This is a genomic window from Kosakonia oryzendophytica (assembly GCF_027886705.1).
GTDB lineage: Bacteria > Pseudomonadota > Gammaproteobacteria > Enterobacterales > Enterobacteriaceae > Kosakonia > Kosakonia oryzendophytica.
In genome coordinates this window covers 1,761,388-1,782,055 of record NZ_CP115659.1, presented here as the reverse complement: position 1 = coordinate 1,782,055, position 20,668 = coordinate 1,761,388, and the positions used below count along the sequence as shown (strand labels likewise).

Sequence of the window (20,668 nt, the reverse complement as noted above, 5' to 3'; positions counted from 1 at the left end):
ATTTTCCTCAATGTTCCCTGTTAGGGAGTTACCTTTTCAACGCGTTCGCGCGTCACCACTGCGGGATTGCCACGGCAAATCACATTTGCCGGTAGCGATTTAAAAACACTGCTGCGTGCACCGACCACCGTTCCGTCGCCGATGGTGACGCCAGGCGCGACAAACACATCCGTCGCCAGCCAGCACTTTTCACCAATCACGATAGGCGTCGCGTTAATGTCGAAATGCGCGCTCATATAATCGTGACTGCCAGTGCACAAATAACATTTCTGTGAAACAACGGAATTTGCACCGATAGAAATATCACCCAGCGTGTATAACACTGCGTCATCTCCTACCCAGCTGTAATCGCCTAACGTTAATTTCCACGGGTAGGTAATTCTGACTGAAGGGCGAATAACCACCCCTTTTCCTACCTTTGCGCCAAACAGACGTAATAAGAAAGCACGCCAGCGATACAGCACTTGCGGGGACCACGCGAATAATGTCGCCTGAACGGCCCACCACAGTTGAACCTTAATAGCATTGCCGCCCCGAAAGCCTTTTGGCACGGAGAATCCTTGTAAATCCTGCATCTGTTTTCCTTATATTTGAGCGCTATGCTTTGTTATATAAGGCCTTTGCTTTACCGGTGGTTCGCAAACGCAACATATAAGACAATTGCGCCCAAAAACCCGGCACACGCAATATTGTGCGCTGAACTTTGCGAGCATCCTGACATAATTCAAGGTTATTCGATGTGGATACGCCGCCCATTGAAAATTCAGACACAAGGCCTTTCAAACGCTTAAACGGAAAACCCGCTTTAAACATTCTGGCTGCTAATGCGTAATCGGAAGAGACTTTAAATTGCAGATCGTAGGGGTATGTTTTCAGACCATTTACTGGGAAAAATATTGCCTGATGGCTGGCCGGCAGACTGTGATAAATATACCAGCCACGTTTTGCACTACGACGTATTTTGGTGCCATCGCCGAAGTCCAGCATCGCATCACCGATATACATCGCATTTTCTGTTTTTTCATCCAGCTGACGAACAACATCCACAATTTCTTCATGGAAAATATCGCCGGAATTAAGGAATAGCGCAAAGCGGCCCGTGGCCATATCGATGCCTTTGTTCATCGCATCGTAAATGCCTTTGTCGCGTTCACTAATATAGCGTAAGTTGTACTGACCGTTGAGATTTTTCAGAAATTCCGCAGTACCATCCTGCGAGCCGCCATCAACGACAATCCATTCGAACTCGATATCCTGCGCTTTCGCCAGATGGGCCAGAGACTGCCAGGTCTTCACCACACCTTCATGATTGCGAAATGCAACAGTAATAACAGTTAGCAGCATTTGACCCACCTCTTTATGTTTTCACTATATTCAGCGCTTTACGCAGAATAAACGGACAAACAATTAAAAACGCATATTCCGGGCTAAAAATTGACCCCGTAAAAAACAACGATATCGGTGTAAACAGGTAAAGCTGTACACGAAAATTCTGATTATTGCCGAAGGCACTGACCATCATTTTCCCAACTTTAAACAAGTACCACCCGGTTAGTATTACTGCAAACCACGAGAAATAAATGATTAACAGATACAACCCATTGTCTATTGTTTTCCCGACGTCTGCACCGTTAAAGATTCCGAATGATGCGACATATTCATAAAGTGAGCCGAATCTTACTACCCCGTCGATATTGGTCAGCGAATATCCTACCATCACAAGCGGACCGATAATGCGGTAATAAGATGAAGAGCCTTCCGTTCCTAAATCACCGACACGCGTCGCGATATATGGAAATGCAAACACAACCCCGACGATAAAGACTGCCAATGAAATAATTGCCAACGGTAACTTTTTTCGGATCGCTTCTTTGTTCAAATACTGGAAAGCCCATTCCAGCAGGTAAAACAAGATAAATGTCATTACCCCTGAGAACGATCCCGAAAGTACTATCCCTGCCAAAATCATAGCATCGGTCTTCGGAGTTTTGATACCGAACTGTTTGATGCTGAGCCAAATTGAGATTAATGCCAGAGCGAAGAACGCGGGCTCGAAATATAGCGCTGTGGTTCGCTTACCCCCAAATTTGATAAAATTCAGCACGTAACTGTTGCTGTAGATGAGGTATTTCGAAATAACCTCCATCAGACTGCTGCCGCCAGTCAGGATAATCTGCGCCATTTCCATCGCCGCCAGCATCACCACCAGCGCCACCACAGCATAGAAAAAACGTAAAATCTTACGATAGTTATGCGGTGAAACGGTTTTGAAGCGGATACTCCACACCATGCCGATAATGATCACGATGTAGACAAACAGCATTGTTGAGGTCACGTATTTGCTGGCATCCAGCGACTTGCCGAAGACGTAGTTAAAGAGCGTTAGCGCAGCACCAACGCCTAACGCGATCATCAACTTTTTCAGGTTGATGCGCTCAACGTAGAGCAACAGCAGTACCGGCAGGAATGTCACGATGGTCACCGGAAAGCTCTCCCCCAAGGAGACTATCTTGACGTTAACCAGCAGGTAAATCAGCGGGAGCAGAAGGTAACTACAGACCTTGATAGAATGAGACATACTCCTCCAGCATCTGTTGTCCACTGTATGCCTGGCGGCTACGTGCGCGGAAAGTCTCCAGGCTTTCGCCAAATACTGCCTGCGCAATCTCGGCTTTATGGCACTGCACCAACGGCAGTACCTCTTCTTCACTGAATGTCTTACCGCCCGATTTCTGCAACACTTCACGCGCAGCATCGCTGTGGGTGGCAATCACCGGCACGCCGATAGAGAGCGCTTCACACAGAATAAGCGGATAGTTATCCACGCGTGATGTGAACAGCAACGCATCCATCTGGTTGAGTTCACTCATCAGTTTACGTTTATCTGTCAGAAAACCGTGGTTAACCACATTTGGCGCCTCAAACGGCGAAAACTTACCAAACGTGTGCAGTTCCACCCGGGAGTCCAGCGCCATGATGTCGCGCACCAGTTGCTGGTTGGTTTTGCCGTCATACCGCAAATCATGGGCCACAACGGCGATTTTTGGTTTCCCTTGCGTGACGGTAACCGGGGACAATTCAGACAAAATTGCCTCAGTCGCGACATCAATCCCGTTATTGATAATGCGACAACGCCCCGCGCCGTAGAGGCTATTAAACGCATCCGCCACGTGCTGGCTGGGGGAAATAAACTGACACCCCAGTGCCAGCATGTCATTGAAGCGCTGGCGTTTGCCCGACACCAGGTGATGCGCGCGGTCCACTTTGACCGGTGGATAGTTCGACAGTGTCGGGCACTTTTTGCACTGATCTTTCCAGCCTTCGCAACCATCGGTAAAGGCACAGCGCCCGGTAACACTCCAGTGATCGTGCAACGTCCAGACAAAGGTGACGTCCGGCTTGTGCGCTTTCACTTTCTGGCAAAAGGTCACCACCTCTTCCAGATTCAGCCAGTAGCTGTGCATCACATGAAAATGGAGCACCACGGGCTCTTCACTACGGGTAACCGTGCGGTAGAGATTATTCAGGTTGCCGAAAACATCACGATTAAACAGGCGGAACAACGCCAGGTTAGCAATCGACGTCAGACGTGGCGTCTGCTTATAAACCTGCGGATAGTCGTCGTGGCTGACGCTTTTTTTGCCGCCTTTGCCATAACCATAAATAAAGCGTGACTGCATGCCTTTTCGCAGTGCGCGCTGATGCAGATCCAGTGCCACACCGGCCGCGCCGCCTTCAGCGAGACGCACATTAAACTGTAAAATATTCATTTAATTACCTTCACACGCGCCTTCTCACCCACCACCAATGCATTGTCCGGCACACTGTCGAGCACCACGCTACCCGCGCCGATGGTGACATTGTTGCCAATGGTAATGTCGCCGATGATCACCACGTTTGCGCCCAGTTCGACGCCGTTGCCAATCACCGGGCAGGCCAGACTTTCCGCGCCGCGATTACCGATAGTGACACCGTGGCGAATTGTGAAGTCATCCCCGGCGATGGTGTTTTTATTGATCACCACCGCGTAGCCGTGATGAATGGTGAAGCGGCGGCCGATGGTGGCGGCGGCCTGGATCTCGTAACCGAACAGACATTCAGTGACAAAACGGTACAGCAGCAACACCGGGGCGGCCCACAAGTTGTTAATGACATGCTTTTTGCGCCAGACGGAGCAAAAATGGGCGATGCGATAAGCCGCTACCATGCAGCAAGGACGTAAGCTCCAGTGATTAGCGCGAAAGTCTTCCAGTCGCATTATTTCCCCCGCAGCCCGTCAGCCAGGCGCTTGCCATTACGCAGGGAAAACAGCGTTAACAACGTACGCCAGTTCATGCGCTTATTGCGGATCTGGTACAGGGTAAACAGCTGGTACTTTTTACTGGCGCGGTCGAATTTAGCTTTATGCTTGCGATAAAAGTGGAAATAACCGGAAAATTTCTTAGGCGATGAAGTAATCTGCATTTCACCGTGGTTAATGTGCAGGATCTGCGTGGCCTCTTCGATTTTCGCCGGTTCGCCGTACTCTTCCACCATGCGCAGAAAAATATCGTAATCCTGAGCTGCCTTCAGTTGCGTATCAAACAGGCTCTCTTTAAAGCGCCATGCCCAGGTAAACACCTGATTCCCGACAATATTGCGCTTGTAAAACAGCTTGCGGGAAAACGGCGATTTCGGGTAGAGCGGCAGGCTGGTTGGCTGCGCGTACACTTCACCCTGGCAGACATAATCATTGGCGTATAAGAAACCGCGCGTGTTGAGCAGATCTTTATGCGCCAGGAACACAGACAGGCGATTTGGCGTCCACTCGTCGTCGTCGTCAATACCGGTGATGTACTGCCCTTTCGCCTGCAAAATCGCCTGGTTACGCACCGCGCACGCGCCGGAGTTAAACGCGTTACGCGTGTAGCTCACACGCGGGTCTCCCAGTTCTTCCACAAATTGTTGCAGTTGCTCGAAGGTAGAGGAGCAATCATCAACAATGATCATTTCCCAGTACGGGTAATCCTGACGCAGCACCGATTTAATGGCGCGGATCGCCAGCTGCTGCCGGTTCCAGGTTGGCATATAAATGGAAATTAACGGGTTTGCTGTTGTGCTCATGATGCGATCCCTAATACGTTCAACATGCCGCTTGTGCCCCCACTCCCGCCCTCCCCTTCTTATTCAGGAGGAGGGCGGAGCGCATTGAGGGTAGAGGTGAGGGTCTTGTTATTTCGAATCGGATTTGTATTCGTACTCGTAGTAACCGTAATCCTGGTAGCCGGTAGCACGGCGGAAAATCGAGTTCAGGATCACGCCTTTCACTTCAATACCGTTTTGTTCGAAACGGCTCAAACTGGTCTGGATCTCTTTCAACGTGTTCACCGCATAGCGGGCGACCATCAGCGTGGTACCCGCATGGCGGCCTACCACTGCAGCATCCGTCACCGCGAGGATGGGCGGCGTATCGATCAGCACCAGGTCATACTGGCTGCTGGCCCATTTCAGCAGTTGTGAAAAACGCTCGCTCATCAACAGTTCAGATGGGTTCGGTGGGATCTGCCCGCGCGGCACGAGGTCAAAATTGCTGATTGACGTCGGTTTCGCGCAGTTCTCTACCGGACCTTTCCCGGCCAGTACATCAGACAGACCATTAACGTTGTCGGTCCCCAGCAGCTCGTGTGTATACCCTTTACGCATATCGCAGTCGATCAGCAGTACGCGTTTATTGGTTTGGCTTATCACCGCTGCCAGGTTGGCACAGACGAACGTTTTACCGATTGACGGGCTGACCCCGGTCATCATCAGCACGTTGTTTTTCGCCTGCATCATGGCGAAGTGAAGACTGGTCCGCAGACTGCGTATCGCTTCAATGGCCAGATCCGTCGGGTTACCCACCGCCAACAACTGGCTCTGTTTGTAACGCTTACTGCCTTTGACGGTTTTGGCGCTATCACGCGCTTTTTGCCACTCCGACAGCGGAATGCTGGCATACACATTCATGCCATGCTCTTCCAGAATCTGCGGGCTTTCGATACCGCGGTTGAACAGGGAGCGCAGCAGTACCGCGACAATCGACACAATCAGGCCAAGGATGATGCTGCCAAGAATGATCAGCACTTTCTTCGGCTTCAGTACACCCGGTTGCGTAATCGCCGGGTCTACGATGCGCACATCCCCCACGGTGCTCGCCTGGGTGATCCGCAGCTCCTGCTGTTTATTCAGCAGTTGCATGTAGACTTGCTGGCCAGATTCGACATCACGGGTCAGACGCACAATTTCCTGTTGCGTTTGCGGCATTGCAGTAATGCGATCGTTCAGTTTGGCTTTTTCATCTTCCAGTGCGCGACGTTTTTCCAGCAGCGTGCGGTAGGCCGGGTGCACTTTCGTGTACAACTTGGAAATCTCGGCCTCACGGAAGGTCAGTTCGTTTAACTGCGCATCAATATTGACCATCGAATCCAGTACGGATTTCGCTTCCAGTGGCAAATCCACAGAATCTTTCGTCTGACGATAGGTGTTCAGTTTGTCTTCAGCGACGTCCAGATTGTGGCGCACTTCCGGCAGTTGCTTGTCGAGGAAAATCAGACTTTTCGCGGCTTCCTCTGATTTGCGCTCAATATTCTGCTCAAGGTAATTGCGGGTAATGCTGTCCAGAATGGCGCGGATTTGATCGCGATCTTCCCCGGTAAAACTCAGGCTCAGTACGCCCGTGTCCTTACCGGTTTCCGTCACCGTCAGGCTGTTTTGCAGATTGTTGATCATCCCCAGCGTGGAGAATTTGGTCACGGTAAATTCGCTGTCGGTGGAGGCCTGGATTGCGCTCACCATCATGGTGACGCCCTCCTTACTCAATAACTGCCCCACTTCACCGCGCGCCTCAAAACCACTGTCGCTGGTTAACAGGTACTGTTTCGGGCCGAGTACCTTCACCGTCCAGGTATCCTCATTTTTCCCTTTCGGCAAGGTAAAAGAGGTGACTTTTACCGTTTCATTCTGACGTCCCATCAGTCGGTCCCAACCGGCACCAAACAGGGGAAAGGTATTTTTGACCACGGAAATGTCGAGATCGAGATCGTCAACGGTTTTGCCCAGCACCATGCGTGACTGGATCAACTGAATTTCCGCTTCCGACGCAGGCGGTTTGTTCGACAGTGCGCTGTTCAGGTCCTGAACCAGCGAGCTGCCCGTGTTCTGCTCGATTTGCACCAGCGCATCGGCGCTGTAAATGGGCGTCGCAAACAGGCAATACACGACGGCGATAAGCGCAAACACGGCCGTGATGCCCAGTACCCACCAGCGAGCTTCAACGATGGTGCCGAACAAACGGCCAATATCGATTTCGTCATTGCCCACCGCCGGGGCGGCATGGTGCGAATGGTGTGTTTTCTCTGTCATTGTTATCCCTGCTGAGCTTGCAATGCCTGCGCCCAATGGCGGGCAGACTGATCAAGTAAGGTGTAAACGGCTTCAAAGGCCTCACGGCTTTTGCGGAACGGATCGGGAATTTCCCGTTCGTTATCCCAGTGACCGAACAGCATGACTTTTCCACGCATTTCCGGGGCAATCTCGCACAGCGAGGCAATATGGCGTTTTTCCATGACCAGAATCAGGTCGTATTGACGGCACATTTCTCCTGAAACCTGCCGTGCGCGATGCCCCTCCAGAGAAAGTTGATTATCGGCCGCCACACTGACGGCGTTGGCATCAGCGCTACGTCCTACCAGCGCCCCCAGGCCCGCCGACTCCACGGTTAATGCGGGTTGGTATTTTTTCAGCAGCCGCTCTGCCGTTGGGGAACGGCAAATGTTCCCCACGCATACCACCAGAATTTTATTAAACATTGCGCATCACCATTTATGGATGGTGCTGGCCGAATCGGTCATGTAGCGAAGGCCACTGATTGTCGGCAGCAACTGGGAGATAAGACGATTCCAGCGCGCCACCGGAGCTGTTGTGACATACACCACGTCATACGGCTGGAGTCTGAAATTCGTCGCCATCACCAGTGAGGTGGCATCCGACATATCCAGTTGGTAAATGTTGGCAATCTTGCCGCCGCGACCGTTCTCGCCGGTCAGCGGACGGATCACGAACACACCACTGGCGTTGGAGGTCGTCAGATCGATACCTTCGGCCTGGCCCAGCGCTTCGGTCAGCGTCATGCCGCTGAAGTCCATTTTGAGGGTGCTCTGTTTTTTCACTTCACCCATCACGAACACTTTCAGGTCGTCATTACGCGGCACGAAGAGGATATCGCCCGGGTAGAGCAAACGGTTCTGGCTCAAATCACCGTTTTGCATCAGCGCTTGCAGCGAAATACGCTGCTCTTTCCCCTGGTGGGTCAGGATGACGTTACGCCAGTCGGCGTTATCAGTCAGACCACCCGCCGCGTTGATTGCATCAAGCACGGTAAGGGGTACGTTGGTGATCGCCTGTTGGCCGGATTTGCCAACCTGGCCCGAGATATAGGCTTTTTGCGAGCGGAATGCGGCGATATTAACGTCCACCTGCGGGTCAGCAATGTACTGCGCTAAACGGCTGGTAATATCACTACGGATCTCGCTAAGCGTTTTGCCCACCACCTGCACGCGACCCACATAGGGGTAAAACATGGTGCCATCAGGCTGAACCCAGTTACCGGCATCGCTGGAGCTGCGGTACTGACCGGCCGGGGTTGTCAATTCCGGGTGATCCCAAACGGTGACATTCAGGACATCTCCGGGGCCCACACGATACTGGTAGGCAGCAATTTCCTGGTCCAGCGACATATTCGGCTGAGCGACATTCGGACGCGGGCGCAATTGTTCAATCAGACGCGGCGTCAATGGATAAACGTTCACCATGCGGTCTAAATCAAAGTCTGCATCCTGCTGTTTAATCACATCCTTTCCCATCGTAGACATATTGCTACCAGGAAAAATTGTGCAGCCACTCATCAAGCTTATGGACACCAATAATGGCATCAATTTCGTTTTAGATTTCATCATTGATTAATTATCACTTTGGCAGAGTAATTATCCTGTGCGATTTATATAAGCGCTCAAGCTGTACACAGATTCAGAATGCAGTTAATCGCGAAGAAATATAACTGGCATCAGTCCTAAAAAGAGCTTATTCAACCGCATGCGATTACAGAATAATCTGCAAAGGTTGACGGCTGTCGGGCACGCTACCGCCCTTGGCTTTCAGTAACCAAACCACTGATTCAACGCTAACTTATTGCCAGACATCCTTTTTTATCCTCTTCTGACGACGACATGAGACAGGTCAGATAAAATACTGCGGGTGGTGTTTTTAGCACTGATAAACAATGCTGAAAATAACAGCGCTGGTATATTTAATGATGCACGAGGAATTGTTGCAGCTAAGCGAATAGCAGGCAAGGTAGCATCCGGTGATAAACATCTTTTTAAGAATAATATTAAGGGCAAAGTTTTCAGTTTTTAGGATTTTACGTATATTGACAAGCAACCAGCTCCGAACTACCTGTGCGAAATATCTTAATTCTTTTATTTTTCTCTAATGATTAATCACAGTAACAATAAGGAAATAGAATAAAAATATATTCCAATCCGCCGCTAAAATAAGATAAATCGCAGGCTGGCATTGCATTTTGTGCCAGCTTTATCCATGATCGCGCTGTGACAATTGTCATATCACTGAAGGTGTTACGTTAACGATGGAATGGATTGCCGATCCGTCAATATGGGCCGGACTGGTTACGCTGGTCGTAATCGAACTGGTTCTGGGTATTGATAACCTGGTTTTTATTGCAATTCTTGCGGAAAAATTACCCCCGGCGCAGCGCGATCGCGCCCGCGTCACTGGCCTGATACTCGCCATGCTGATGCGCCTGCTGCTGCTGGCCTCTATTTCGTGGCTGGTCACGCTGACCAATCCGCTGTTTACCGTTCGTGGTTTAAGCTTTAGCGCCCGCGACCTGATTATGCTGCTCGGCGGCTTATTCCTGCTGTTTAAAGCTACGGTCGAATTGAACGAACGGCTGGAAGGGAAAGACAGCGACAATCCAACGCAGCGTCGCGGAGCGAAATTCTGGGCTGTCGTAACACAGATAGTGGTGCTGGACGCGGTCTTCTCGCTTGACTCAGTGATCACCGCCGTCGGTATGGTTGATCATCTGGCGGTGATGATGGCGGCGGTGGTGATTGCCATTTCGTTGATGCTGCTTGCCAGTAAATCCCTCACCCGTTTTGTCAACAGTCACCCGACCATTGTCATTCTCTGTTTAAGCTTCCTGCTGATGATAGGTTTTAGCCTGGTGGCGGACGGTTTTGGCTTTCATATTCCCAAAGGGTATCTGTACGCGGCAATTGGCTTCTCGGTAATGATTGAAGCGCTTAACCAACTGGCTATCTTTAACCGTCGTCGTTTCTTGTTTGCTAATCAGACATTGCGTCAACGCACCACCGAAACCGTAATGCGCCTGTTAAGCGGTCGCAAAGAGGATGCGGAACTTGACGCCGACACGGCTTCGATGCTGCGCGACAGCGATGACAGTCAAATTTTTAACCCGCAAGAGCGGCGGATGATTGAGCGGGTGCTGAATCTTAACCAGCGTACCGTCAGCAGCATTATGACCTCGCGCCACGATATTGAGCATATCGATCTGCGTGCGCCGGAGGCGGAGATCCGCGCCCTGCTGGATAAAAACCAGCACACTCGCGTGGTGGTAACCGACAGCGAGGATCAGGATGACCTGCTGGGTGTGGTGCATGTGATTGACCTGTTGCAGCAATCCCTGCGCGGCGAACCGCTGGATCTGAAAGCGCTGATACGCCAGCCCCTGGTGTTCCCGGAGGCGTTGCCGCTATTACAGGCGCTTGAGCAGTTCCGCAATGCGCGTACGCACTTTGCCTTCGTGGTGGATGAGTTTGGCTCAGTCGAAGGCATTGTCACCCTGAGCGATGTAATGGAAACCATCGCCGGTAATCTGCCTAACGAAGTAGAAGAGATCGATGCCCGGCATGATATTCAGAAAAACAGCGACGGAAGCTGGACCGCCAACGGTCATATGCCGCTGGAAGATCTGGTGCAGTATGTTCCCTTGCCCCTCGACGAGAAGCGTGAATACCACACAATTGCCGGCCTGCTGATGGAGTATCTGCAACGTGTGCCGAAGTCCGGTGAAGAGGTTCAGGTCGGCAACTTCCTGCTTAAAACGCTGGAAGTTGAAAGCCACCGCGTACAGAAAGTGCAGCTTATTCCGCTGCAACACGAAGACGATCTCGACTACGAGGTCTGACGCGCCGGGTTTACCCGGCAAACGTCAGGCTTTCACAATGGCAATACCCCGCTGAGCAAATGGCGCCAGACTGCGATCGTCAGTCTGTGCGTCGACCACCAGCGTATTGACCAGCGAAATATCGCCAATCACCCACGGTGATGCGGTGTGCAGTTTTTCCGGTGAGGCCAGTACGATGGTTTCCGCCGCGCGGTCCGCCATGGCCCGCTTGATGCGTGACTCTTCAAAATCGCCGGTACTCAGACCGGCGTCTACATGCACGCCCGTGACGCCCATAAAAAAGAGATCGGCGCGCACTCTGGCAATCCCTTCAAACGCCGCAGCCCCCACAGTCACGATAGAGTGCTTGTACAACTGACCGCCAATCATGATCACCGTAATCAGCGGGTGTTGCGCCAGTCCCACCGCGATACCCGGACTGTGCGTGACGACCGTCAGTTTCAGATCCGGCGGGAAAAAAGCGATCAGCTCCGCGGTTGTCGTGCCGCCGTCAATCATCACCACCTGCCCTGGTGAGACCAGTTGCGCACCTTTTTGTGCAATCCGCCGTTTGGCGTCAGATTGCAGACACTGACGCTCCGCAAAGGTAACGACAGCGGCAGAGGCGGGCAAAGCCCCGCCGTGTACTCGCTGGAGCAGCCCCTCTGCCGCCAGTTCGCGTAAATCACGCCGGATCGTATCTTCCGACACACCAAACGCGTCGCTGAGATTTCGGGACAATACCTGCCCCTCTTCGGCGAGTCGGGTCAGGATCAATTGCTTACGTTGCGAGGTGAGCATGGTGAACTCCATTTGCACGAAATTACTTGATGATGCACGAATATGCACGTTATGCTGACAATTCTACATCCTGAGGAGCGACCATGCCATCTGAACATGCACAAATACGCATTATCTCGTCAACGCCGCTTTCCGAAAACTGGGGGAAACTCACCCAATACACCTTCGACCACCGCCGACGCGACGGCGAATGGCAGCGCCAGTCCCGCGAAGTTTATGACCGTGGCAACGGCGCTGTGATCCTGCTGTATAACCGCGCCAAACGCAGCGTGGTGTTGACGCGGCAATTTCGTTTGCCACTGTTTGTCAGCCAGCATCACGGCTTTTTGCTCGAAGCCGCCGCCGGACTGCTGGATGCACTCGATCCTGAGGAACGGATTAAGCACGAGGCTGAAGAAGAAACCGGCTACCGCATCGAACAGGTCGAAAAAGTATTTGAAGCCTGGATGAGCCCAGGCTCGGTGACGGAGAAACTGCATTTTTTCATCGCAGAGTATGACGACAGTCGACGTATCAACGAAGGCGGCGGACTGATTGACGAAGGGGAAGATATTGAAGTGGTTGAAATGGATTTTGCCACAGCGCTGGCGGGGATCCGCAGCGGCGACATTGCCGATGGCAAAACCATTATGCTGTTGCAGCATCTGGCGCTGGAAGGGATCCTGTAAAACGGACGCGATAGCTACCGGTTGGCGCTGCGTTTATCCGGCCAGAGGCGCTGGCCGGATATGCACCTACATTTTGTCGAGCAGCTTTTTCACATCTTTGCCGTTCTGGTGATCTTTATTACGGTCAGCCCAGTCATTCAGCCGGCGTTTTGCTTCATCCTGCAAATGCTTACGCAGCAACTGATCGACCTGCAAACTGTAGTGAAGCGACTGCCACTGGCCGTAAATGGTGAGTGGGATTGGCGTATTTTTCAGGAAATCGATCAACGCCCCGTCGCCCTGCCAGCCTTGCAGAACACGAACGTTAAAGCGCGTATCCGTCTGCTCTTTAACCAGATCCATTTGCCCTTCGCCGGTTAGCGACAATACCGCCGAACTGCCCTGCATATTGCTGAAGGTCATCTGCCCTTCATCCAGGCTAATGTCGGTCGTGAAATCATCCAGCCGCGTAGCAGTGTCATCGTTTTCCTGCGTCTGCACATCGCTACTGCGCGCCACCGCCTGTTGGATTAACTGCTGGAAGTTCAGACCTTCCATGCGGCTATTTTTCAGATCGATATGCGCCTCGCCCTGCCAGTGACGGCGGAAATTATCCGCATCAATGCGTGGACCAGAAAAATCACCCGCCAGCGTCAGGCTACCGGTCAGCGCGATAGGATAATTAAAGGCTTTGAGGATATTGCCAATTTCCACATCATCCAGCCGCGGCTGGAAAACGGCCCGTGACTGGTCACCACGCACATCCAGCGTCCCCGGCAAGGCGATACGCCCGTTGGCCATCTTCCCTTCCAGAGTCGGAATGGTGAGCAAGCCAAGCTGGTTAGCAAATTGCCCATTGACGTCATTAAACGTCATCCCACGCCAGTGCAGCGTCTTCGCCGTCACGCCGACCTGGGCCACAAAGTCGCGTAAGCCGTTGTACTCCGGCAAATCCTGATTGTTGGCAATCACCGGTCTTGGCAACCGGTTCTGCGCCTGCTGTCCCTGCTGCTGAACATCGTTACTGGTGGCAACGCGGGTTTCCGGGGCCAGTAAATTATCCAGGTTGAGGGTGTCAAAATTCAGCTCGAGCGCCCAGACAGGCTGTGCAGCAAAGGTCACGCTACCATTACCGGTAAACGCGCTGTCGTTAGCGCTCAGGCTAAGGTTGCTCAGCGTCAGGCGACGCTGTGCGCCCTGCCACTGCGCCTGTAATCGCCCCTCTCCGGCGATCCCCTGCGATGGCACATCCCCGCCTTGCAGTTGCCATTTCAGGCTATCAACCACTGCATTCAGATTATGCGGGTAGTCCTGCGCATCAACTTTCGCACTTAAAGAAAGCGTCAGATCCCGCTGGTTGCGGTTAACGCGCCCGGAGAAATCAAGAGCCGCCTTATGCTGCGCATCCTGCTCCATTTGCAGGCGAATATCGCGCACCGTTATCGGATCATCATCTTCATGCTGGAACACCAGCACGCTATCTGCCACCTGTAAACCGGCAATGTCCCATGACCAGCCGCGGTCATCTGCAACATCAGGCAGGGCGTTCTCTTTCGGTGCCACCGGGGCATCTTTTTGCACCGCCGCTTTGCTTTGCGGGGTCAACTGAATGATGGCCCCTTTCAGCATCACCTGTTTGACTTGCAACTGATGCGACAATAATGGCCATAACGCCACATCAAGGCGCATATTGTCGGCTTTCACCACCGCCGTTTGCGCCCCCGGTGCGGTCAAGGTCATCCGCCCGGACAGAATGCTAAGCTGCGGCCAGACATGCCAACGCAGCGGGCCATCAAGCTGTAACTGATAACCGCTACGCGTCTCGACCTGGCGCACCATATACGCACGAAAATCGTTGGGATTTACCAGCAATACCAACGCCGACAGGCCGGCAACCAGCACGACCAGTAAAATCATCAGCGTGGTTAACACTCTTCTCATGGCATCCTCAGTGGGCTTACGTCGCTCAGTCTTTGTCAATGCGGCTGGCAACCGCGCCTTGTTGATCGCGATACTTCGCGTCTTCACGGCGGTTATAGGGGCGATCGGCCGGACCCGACAGCGGCTCAAAGCTCAATGCGCCGATCAGCATGCCAGGACGCAGCGCCAGCGGTAATTTACCGGAGTTGTAAAACTCCAGCACAATGCAACCCGACCAGCCGGGATCGATGCGGTGCGCGGTAACGTGCACCATCAGCCCCAAACGCGCCAGCGACGAGCGGCCATCCAGCCAGCCCACCAAATCCGCAGGCAACGTAACGGACTCATAGGTTACCGCCAGCGCCAGTTCACCGGGATGAAGGTAAAACGCCTCACCGTCAGCGAGCACGATCTCGTCGCTCATCACGCGATCAAGCGCGGCACTGACTTCGTGTTTCGGGCCACTTAAATCAATAAATGCCGCCGTATGCCCACTGAATGTGCGGAATTTGTTGCCAAGGCGGACATCCACCGTAGCGCCATTAATACGCTCTACCGGGGGACGCGGGGTAATAGCGAGGCGGCCTTGATCCAACCAGGCTTCAATATCGCGGTCACAAAGACGCATGGCACATTCTCCTTTTGGTGCGATATACCCCTGAAGATTCCTCAGGGGCCAGCGGTTAATACTGAGTGTTACAGCCTAACATGTATTATTCAAAAAATTGGCTGATTTTGGCTTTCAGGATATCAATGGCGATGCGGTTTTTGCCCCCGCGCGGCACGATGATATCGGCGTACTGCTTGGAGGGTTCAATGAACTGCAGGAACATCGGACGTACGGTTTTTTGATACTGCGCCATCACCGAGTCCATCGAACGCCCACGCTCATTCACGTCGCGCTTAATACGGCGCATCAGGCAGATATCCAGCGGGGTATCAACAAAAATAGAGAAGTTCATTTCGCCACGCAGGCGCGAGTCGGTCAGCAGCAGGATCCCTTCCAGGATGATGACTTTTTTCGGTTCGATAAGGATCGTTTCCGCCGTGCGGGTATGTTCTACATAGCTGTAAACGGGCAACTCAATGGCTTCGCCACGCTTAATAGATTGTAAATGCTGGAATAGCAGACTGTGATCCATCGCGCTGGGATGGTCATAGTTGGTTTTTACGCGCTCTTCCATCGACAAATGGCTTTGATCTTTGTAGTAACTGTCTTCCGGAATAACGCCAATGTGTTCATCACCAACCTGTTCGCGCAGTTCGCGGTATAGCGTACTGGCAATGAGACTTTTACCTGAAGCGGATGCGCCGGCGATGCCGATAATGACGCACTGATGGGACTTATCAGTCATAAATTTAGCGACCTGATTAACCTGGATGTAAAGGAAGGACGACGCCAAAGCGTCAAACGCGGCAATTATAGGGATTTCGTGGTCGCGATACCAGTCGAATACGCGCCGGAGGGATGGTGCTCGCAAAGTGGTTTATTTTTGCTTTACCCGCTGACTATTCGCAAATTTAAACGCTCACAAATGAAGCGCGATGCGCCTTTTTTCTACGGACTAAGTAATTAATAACCCTATGATGTCAAATTATGAGCGCCCGCCATAGGAATTGTAAATTGTTTGTACTAGCATAATCCGAAATTCAAATTTATACGTCCGGACTCCGTTCCCGACGGCACAGGGTTTGCGGACTAAGCGGTAAATGAAGAAACACTACCAGCGCGTTTTGGTTACCACTCCATATCCTGGACTGCGACTCATCAGTTTAGGGCTGCTCTCTTTTATCTTTACCCTTTTCTCGCTGGAGCTGATTCGTTTTGGCACCGCCATCGCGCCACTGTGGTTACCCACCGCTATTATGACCGTGGCGTTTTATCGTCATGCCGGGCGGATGTGGCCTGGTATCGCCCTCGCCTGTACGCTGGGCAATGTCGCTGCGACGCTTTTTCTTTTCTCCACTGATTTTGTCGATCTCCGCTATACCGCCATCAATATTGTGGAAGCGGTGATCGGCGCGATACTGCTGCGTAAACTGCTGCCCTGGTATAACCCATTACAGAATCTCAACGACTGGGTGCGTCTGGCTATTGGCAGCGCGCTGATTCCCCCGCTGATAGGGGGTCTGCTGGCCTGCATCGTGGTGCCGGGCGACAATCTTCTACGTACTTTTCTGGTATGGGTGTTGTCTGAGTCGATTGGCGCGCTGGCGCTGGTGCCGCTGGGCCTGCTGTTTAAAGCGCACTATTTATTGCGCCACCGTAAACCACAACTGCTGTTGGAAACCCTCGGCACCCTGGTGGTGACGCTGGCACTGAGCTGGCTGGCCCTGCATTATCTGCCGTGGCCTTTCACCGCAGTGATCGTCCTGCTGATGTGGAGTGCGGTGCGTCTGCCGCGTGTAGAAGCGTTTACGGTCTTCCTCAGCACCGTAATGATGGTTTCGCTGATCATCGCGCTGAACCCCGTTCTCATTAGGGGCGCAGGGAATGGAGTAGTGATTAACGCGCCCTGGTTGCCGTTCCTGATGATCTTACTGCCCGTGAACGTTATGACCATGGTGATGTATGCGTTCCGTGCTGAACGTAAGCATATTACCGAGAGCGAAGAGCGTTTTCGCAACGCCATGGAGTACGCCACCATCGGTATGGCACTGGTGGGGACTGAAGGACAATGGCTGCAGGCGAACAAAGCGCTGTGCCAATTCCTCGGCTACAGCCAGGATGAATTGCGCTTAATGAACTTTCAGCAGCTCACCTGGCCGGAAGATTTAAATGCCGACCTTGAACAGCTTGGACAACTGGCGCGCGGTGAAATCTCCAGCTACTCCATGGAGAAGCGCTATTACACACGCAATGGCGATTTAGTCTGGGCGCTGCTTGCCGTTTCTGTGGTTCGGCACGCTGACGGTACGCCGCTCTACTATATCGTCCAGATTGAAGACATTAACGATCTCAAACAGACCGAATGGGTCAACAAACGCCTGATGGAGCGTATCACCCTGGCGAATGAGGCGGGGGGAATCGGCATCTGGGAGTGGGAACTGGAGCCGGACATCATCAGTTGGGATAAGCGGATGTTTGAGTTGTATGAAGTCCCTTCGCATATCAAACCCACCTGGCAACTCTGGTACGAACGCATCCTGCCGGAAGATCGTGCAGAAACCGAGCGCGTCATCCGTGATTCCCTGGTCGCACGAATCGCCTTCAAGCTGGAGTTTCGTATCAGCGTAAAAGGCGGCATACGCCATATTCGCACCCTGGCGAACCGCGTTCTGGGTAAAAGCGGTGATGTTGAACGCCTGCTTGGCGTCAATATGGATATGACCGAGGTTAAGCAGCTTAACGACGCGCTGTTTCAGGAGAAAGAGCGCCTGCATATCACGCTCGACTCTATCGGTGAGGCGGTGCTCTGTACCGATGTGGAAATGAACGTCACCTTTATGAACCCGGTGGCAGAGAAAATGAGCGGCTGGTCGCAGGAACAGGCGATGGGGCAGCCGCTGCTGACCGTTCTGCGTATTACCTTTGGCAGCAACGGCCCGGTAATGGAGAATATCCACAGTGGCGATATGTCACGCTCAGATATTGAGCAGGATGTGGTACTGCATTGTCGCACAGGCGGTAACTTCGATATTCATTACAGCATTACGCCGCTCAGCACGCTGGACGGGCAAAATATCGGCTCGGTGCTGGTTATTCAGGACGTGACTGAATCACGTAAGATGCTGCGTCAGCTCAGCTACAGCGCATCACACGACGCCCTCACCCATCTGGCGAACCGGGTCAGTTTCGAAAACCACCTGAAACGTCTGCTGGTGACTGTGCAGGAGTTTCGCCAGCGTCACGCGCTGGTCTTTATCGATCTCGACCGTTTTAAAGCAGTCAACGACAGTGCCGGGCACGCCGCCGGAGACGCGCTGCTGCGTGAGATTTCCTCGCTGATGCTTAGCATGTTGCGTTCCACCGACATTCTTGCCCGCCTTGGCGGTGATGAATTTGGTTTACTGCTTCCGGACGCGAACATTGAGAGCGCACGGTATATTGCCGGGCGCATTGTGGAGTCCATCAACGAGTATCGCTTTGTATGGGAAGGCCGTGAGCACCGTATCGGTGCCAGTTCCGGTATCACCATGATTGACGACACCAATCATCAACTGACCGATGTGATGTCGCAGGCGGATATAGCCCTTTATGCGTCGAAGAATAACGGGCGCGGCATGGTGACGGTATACGAGCCGCAACAAGGGATGCAGCCCCACGAACGCAGCATGATGTCGCTGGATGAACAATGGCGCATGATCAAAGAGAACCATCTGCTGCTGATTGCCCGCGGTGTGGCGTCTCCGCGGGTGCCGGAAGCCTGTAACTTCTGGCTTCTCTCCCTGCGTTTGTGGACCAGCGAGGGCGAAGTCATGGAAGAAAATCCCTTCCGCGCCGGCTTAAATGAGCCTGAGTTGATTCGCGCGCTCGACCGCCGGGTCTTTCACGAATTTTTCCGCAATCATGCGACCGCCGTTGCCGGTAAAGGCCTCGGTATCGCCCTGCCTCTTTCCGTTGCCGGGTTAGGCAGCACCCCGCTGGTGGACGAATTACTCGATCTGCTGGCGCGTGGGCCGATGCCAGGACGCCTGCTGCATCTGGTGATCCATGCCGATGCATTAATGCGTGAAGGCGCAACCATTAGTGATAACCTGAAACGCCTGCGCCATGCAGGCTGCCGGATTATCCTCAGCCATGTGGGTCACGACCTGGACATCTTTAACCACCTTACACCGCATATGGCCGATTACCTGCTGCTGGAGCCGGAACTGGTGACCAATGTCCACGGCAATCTGATGGATGAGATGATGGTGACCATTATCCAGGGGCATGCCCAGCGCCTTGGCCTGAAGAGCATTGCCGGCCCAACCAGCCAGCCACTGATGATGGACACCTTGTCCGGCATCGGTATTGATTTGATGTATGGCGATATTATCTCGCAGGCGCAGCCATTGGATTTGATGCTCAACACCAGTTATTTCGCGATAAATTAATGCACTCGCCGGGGACATCAGGTCAGGCAGTCAGCGCACGGTCTGAGGCAAAACGGCAAGAAAACAGCTTTACTTTTTCAACGGTTCCCACCCCTCGGTATACCAGATATGCAGCAACGCATATGATCGCCAAGGCTGCCAGCGCTCGGCATAACGGCGGGTTTGTGCAGGCGTCATCCCGGCAAAACGTTGCTTGATCAGGTAATCGTCCGGCAGAAAAATGTCCGTTGCCTGCCAGCCGCGCAGGGCAAAATAGCTGGCAGTCCAGCGCCCGATGCCGGGAAACGTTTGCAGCAACTTCACCCCTTGCTCCACATCCTCAGGCGGGGTCAGCGGCAGGAGACCATTGCAGGCAGATTGAGCGAGAAAAATTAACGCCTGCGCGCGTTTCAGCGGCATGCCAAGTGCTTTCAGCGCATGCGGATCGGCGTTTGCCAGTTGCTGCGCCGTCGGGAAACAGATGAAACCCGGCGCATCCGCCAGCGGTTCACCGTAACGTTGTGCGACGTTTGCCGTCAGTTTCGCCGCCATTGCGACGCTCACCAATTGCCCCAGAATCGCGCGTACGCCTTGTTCAAAGGGGTCCATACATCCCGGTAAGCGCAAGCCGGGACGCGCCTCGCCCAGTTCTCCCAGCGCAGCGCCAACGGTCTGTGGATCGCACTGCAAATCGAACAAGCAGGCCAGCCGTTGCAAACAGTGTTCCGCAACCGGCTGCAATCCGTCGCTGAGCGTGACCATTAAGGTCGCTGTCGCGTCATCCGGTTCGGCGGTGATCACGCCGCGATGCCCGGCACAGGCATAGGAGCGCACATAGCGCCCATCGCGAACCTCTTCGACGCCCGCCACCGCACGCGCCCCTAAAAATCCTAACATCCACGCCCAGTCATAAGGCGGCTGCCAGCGCAATTTATACATAGTGACTCCTGACGGTTGACGCTAACAGCATAAACAACTTAGGCAATCTCCGCCTTGCTTTCATATTCCGGTTGTCGCCCGCCGCGCATTCGGCTAAAGTCGCCCCCCTTCTTCA

17 protein-coding genes are annotated in these 20,668 nt (G+C 53.1%); 3 read left to right on the top strand and 14 right to left on the bottom strand.

Annotation, left to right across the window (positions count from 1 at the left end; genetic code table 11):
* Positions 1-20: 20 nt before the first annotated feature.
* The 9 genes from wcaF to O9K67_RS08530 all read right to left on the bottom strand — a co-directional run bounded on the left by wcaF (position 21) and on the right by O9K67_RS08530 (position 8,972).
* On the bottom strand, positions 21-575 hold the full coding sequence (wcaF, locus tag O9K67_RS08570) for a colanic acid biosynthesis acetyltransferase WcaF (RefSeq protein WP_061494067.1): 555 nt from the start codon (positions 573-575) through the stop codon (positions 21-23).
* Positions 576-597: 22 nt separating this feature from the next.
* Complete coding sequence (wcaE, locus tag O9K67_RS08565) at positions 598-1,344, bottom strand: colanic acid biosynthesis glycosyltransferase WcaE (protein WP_061494066.1); 747 nt, start codon at positions 1,342-1,344, stop codon at positions 598-600.
* Positions 1,345-1,357: 13 nt separating this feature from the next.
* Positions 1,358-2,578 carry a colanic acid polymerase WcaD gene (gene wcaD, locus O9K67_RS08560; protein WP_061494065.1) on the bottom strand — a complete coding sequence of 407 codons (1,221 nt, stop codon included), beginning with the start codon at positions 2,576-2,578 and terminating at the stop codon, positions 1,358-1,360.
* Positions 2,553-3,770: a colanic acid biosynthesis glycosyltransferase WcaC gene (gene wcaC / locus O9K67_RS08555; protein WP_061494064.1), complete on the bottom strand. Its 1,218-nt coding sequence runs from the start codon at positions 3,768-3,770 to the stop codon at positions 2,553-2,555. The genes wcaD and wcaC overlap by 26 nt, the downstream gene beginning before the upstream one ends.
* Positions 3,767-4,258: a colanic acid biosynthesis acetyltransferase WcaB gene (wcaB, locus tag O9K67_RS08550; RefSeq protein ID WP_061494063.1), complete on the bottom strand. Its 492-nt coding sequence runs from the start codon at positions 4,256-4,258 to the stop codon at positions 3,767-3,769. The genes wcaC and wcaB overlap by 4 nt, the downstream gene beginning before the upstream one ends.
* On the bottom strand, positions 4,258-5,103 hold the full coding sequence (gene wcaA, locus O9K67_RS08545) for a colanic acid biosynthesis glycosyltransferase WcaA (protein WP_061494062.1): 846 nt from the start codon (positions 5,101-5,103) through the stop codon (positions 4,258-4,260). The genes wcaB and wcaA overlap by 1 nt, the downstream gene beginning before the upstream one ends.
* Positions 5,104-5,211: 108 nt before the next feature.
* On the bottom strand, positions 5,212-7,380 hold the full coding sequence (gene wzc / locus O9K67_RS08540; RefSeq protein ID WP_061494061.1) for a tyrosine-protein kinase Wzc: 2,169 nt from the start codon (positions 7,378-7,380) through the stop codon (positions 5,212-5,214).
* Positions 7,381-7,382: 2 nt separating this feature from the next.
* Positions 7,383-7,826, bottom strand: a complete 444-nt coding sequence (wzb, locus tag O9K67_RS08535) for a low molecular weight protein-tyrosine-phosphatase Wzb (protein ID WP_061494060.1) — start codon at positions 7,824-7,826, stop codon at positions 7,383-7,385.
* Positions 7,827-7,832: 6 nt separating this feature from the next.
* Positions 7,833-8,972, bottom strand: coding sequence for a polysaccharide export protein (locus O9K67_RS08530; RefSeq protein ID WP_061494059.1), 1,140 nt, complete (start codon positions 8,970-8,972; stop codon positions 7,833-7,835).
* A 692-nt stretch (positions 8,973-9,664) separates the two neighbouring features.
* On the opposite strand from O9K67_RS08530, the gene O9K67_RS08525 reads away from it, so the two are divergent.
* On the top strand, positions 9,665-11,248 hold the full coding sequence (locus O9K67_RS08525; protein WP_061494058.1) for a TerC family protein: 1,584 nt from the start codon (positions 9,665-9,667) through the stop codon (positions 11,246-11,248).
* A gap of 24 nt (positions 11,249-11,272) precedes the next feature.
* Here O9K67_RS08525 and O9K67_RS08520 read toward each other — a convergent pair whose 3' ends face one another.
* Positions 11,273-12,028, bottom strand: a complete 756-nt coding sequence (locus O9K67_RS08520) for a DeoR/GlpR family DNA-binding transcription regulator (RefSeq protein WP_061494057.1) — start codon at positions 12,026-12,028, stop codon at positions 11,273-11,275.
* Between the two features lie 83 nt (positions 12,029-12,111).
* Between O9K67_RS08520 and O9K67_RS08515 the strand changes: the two genes are divergently transcribed.
* Positions 12,112-12,696, top strand: a complete 585-nt coding sequence (locus tag O9K67_RS08515) for an NUDIX domain-containing protein (RefSeq protein ID WP_061494056.1) — start codon at positions 12,112-12,114, stop codon at positions 12,694-12,696.
* Between the two features lie 66 nt (positions 12,697-12,762).
* Here O9K67_RS08515 and asmA read toward each other — a convergent pair whose 3' ends face one another.
* The 3 genes from asmA to udk form a co-directional block, all read right to left on the bottom strand.
* Complete coding sequence (asmA, locus tag O9K67_RS08510) at positions 12,763-14,616, bottom strand: outer membrane assembly protein AsmA (RefSeq protein ID WP_061494055.1); 1,854 nt, start codon at positions 14,614-14,616, stop codon at positions 12,763-12,765.
* 25 nt (positions 14,617-14,641) lie between these two features.
* Positions 14,642-15,223 carry a dCTP deaminase gene (gene dcd, locus O9K67_RS08505; protein ID WP_061494054.1) on the bottom strand — a complete coding sequence of 194 codons (582 nt, stop codon included), beginning with the start codon at positions 15,221-15,223 and terminating at the stop codon, positions 14,642-14,644.
* Positions 15,224-15,308: 85 nt separating this feature from the next.
* Positions 15,309-15,950, bottom strand: coding sequence for a uridine kinase (gene udk, locus O9K67_RS08500; RefSeq protein ID WP_061494053.1), 642 nt, complete (start codon positions 15,948-15,950; stop codon positions 15,309-15,311).
* A 355-nt stretch (positions 15,951-16,305) separates the two neighbouring features.
* On the opposite strand from udk, the gene O9K67_RS08495 reads away from it, so the two are divergent.
* On the top strand, positions 16,306-19,635 hold the full coding sequence (locus O9K67_RS08495; protein WP_061494052.1) for a diguanylate cyclase: 3,330 nt from the start codon (positions 16,306-16,308) through the stop codon (positions 19,633-19,635).
* A 69-nt stretch (positions 19,636-19,704) separates the two neighbouring features.
* On the opposite strand, the gene alkA is transcribed toward O9K67_RS08495, so the two are convergent.
* Positions 19,705-20,553 carry a DNA-3-methyladenine glycosylase 2 gene (alkA, locus tag O9K67_RS08490; protein WP_061494051.1) on the bottom strand — a complete coding sequence of 283 codons (849 nt, stop codon included), beginning with the start codon at positions 20,551-20,553 and terminating at the stop codon, positions 19,705-19,707.
* Positions 20,554-20,668: the final 115 nt, after the last annotated feature.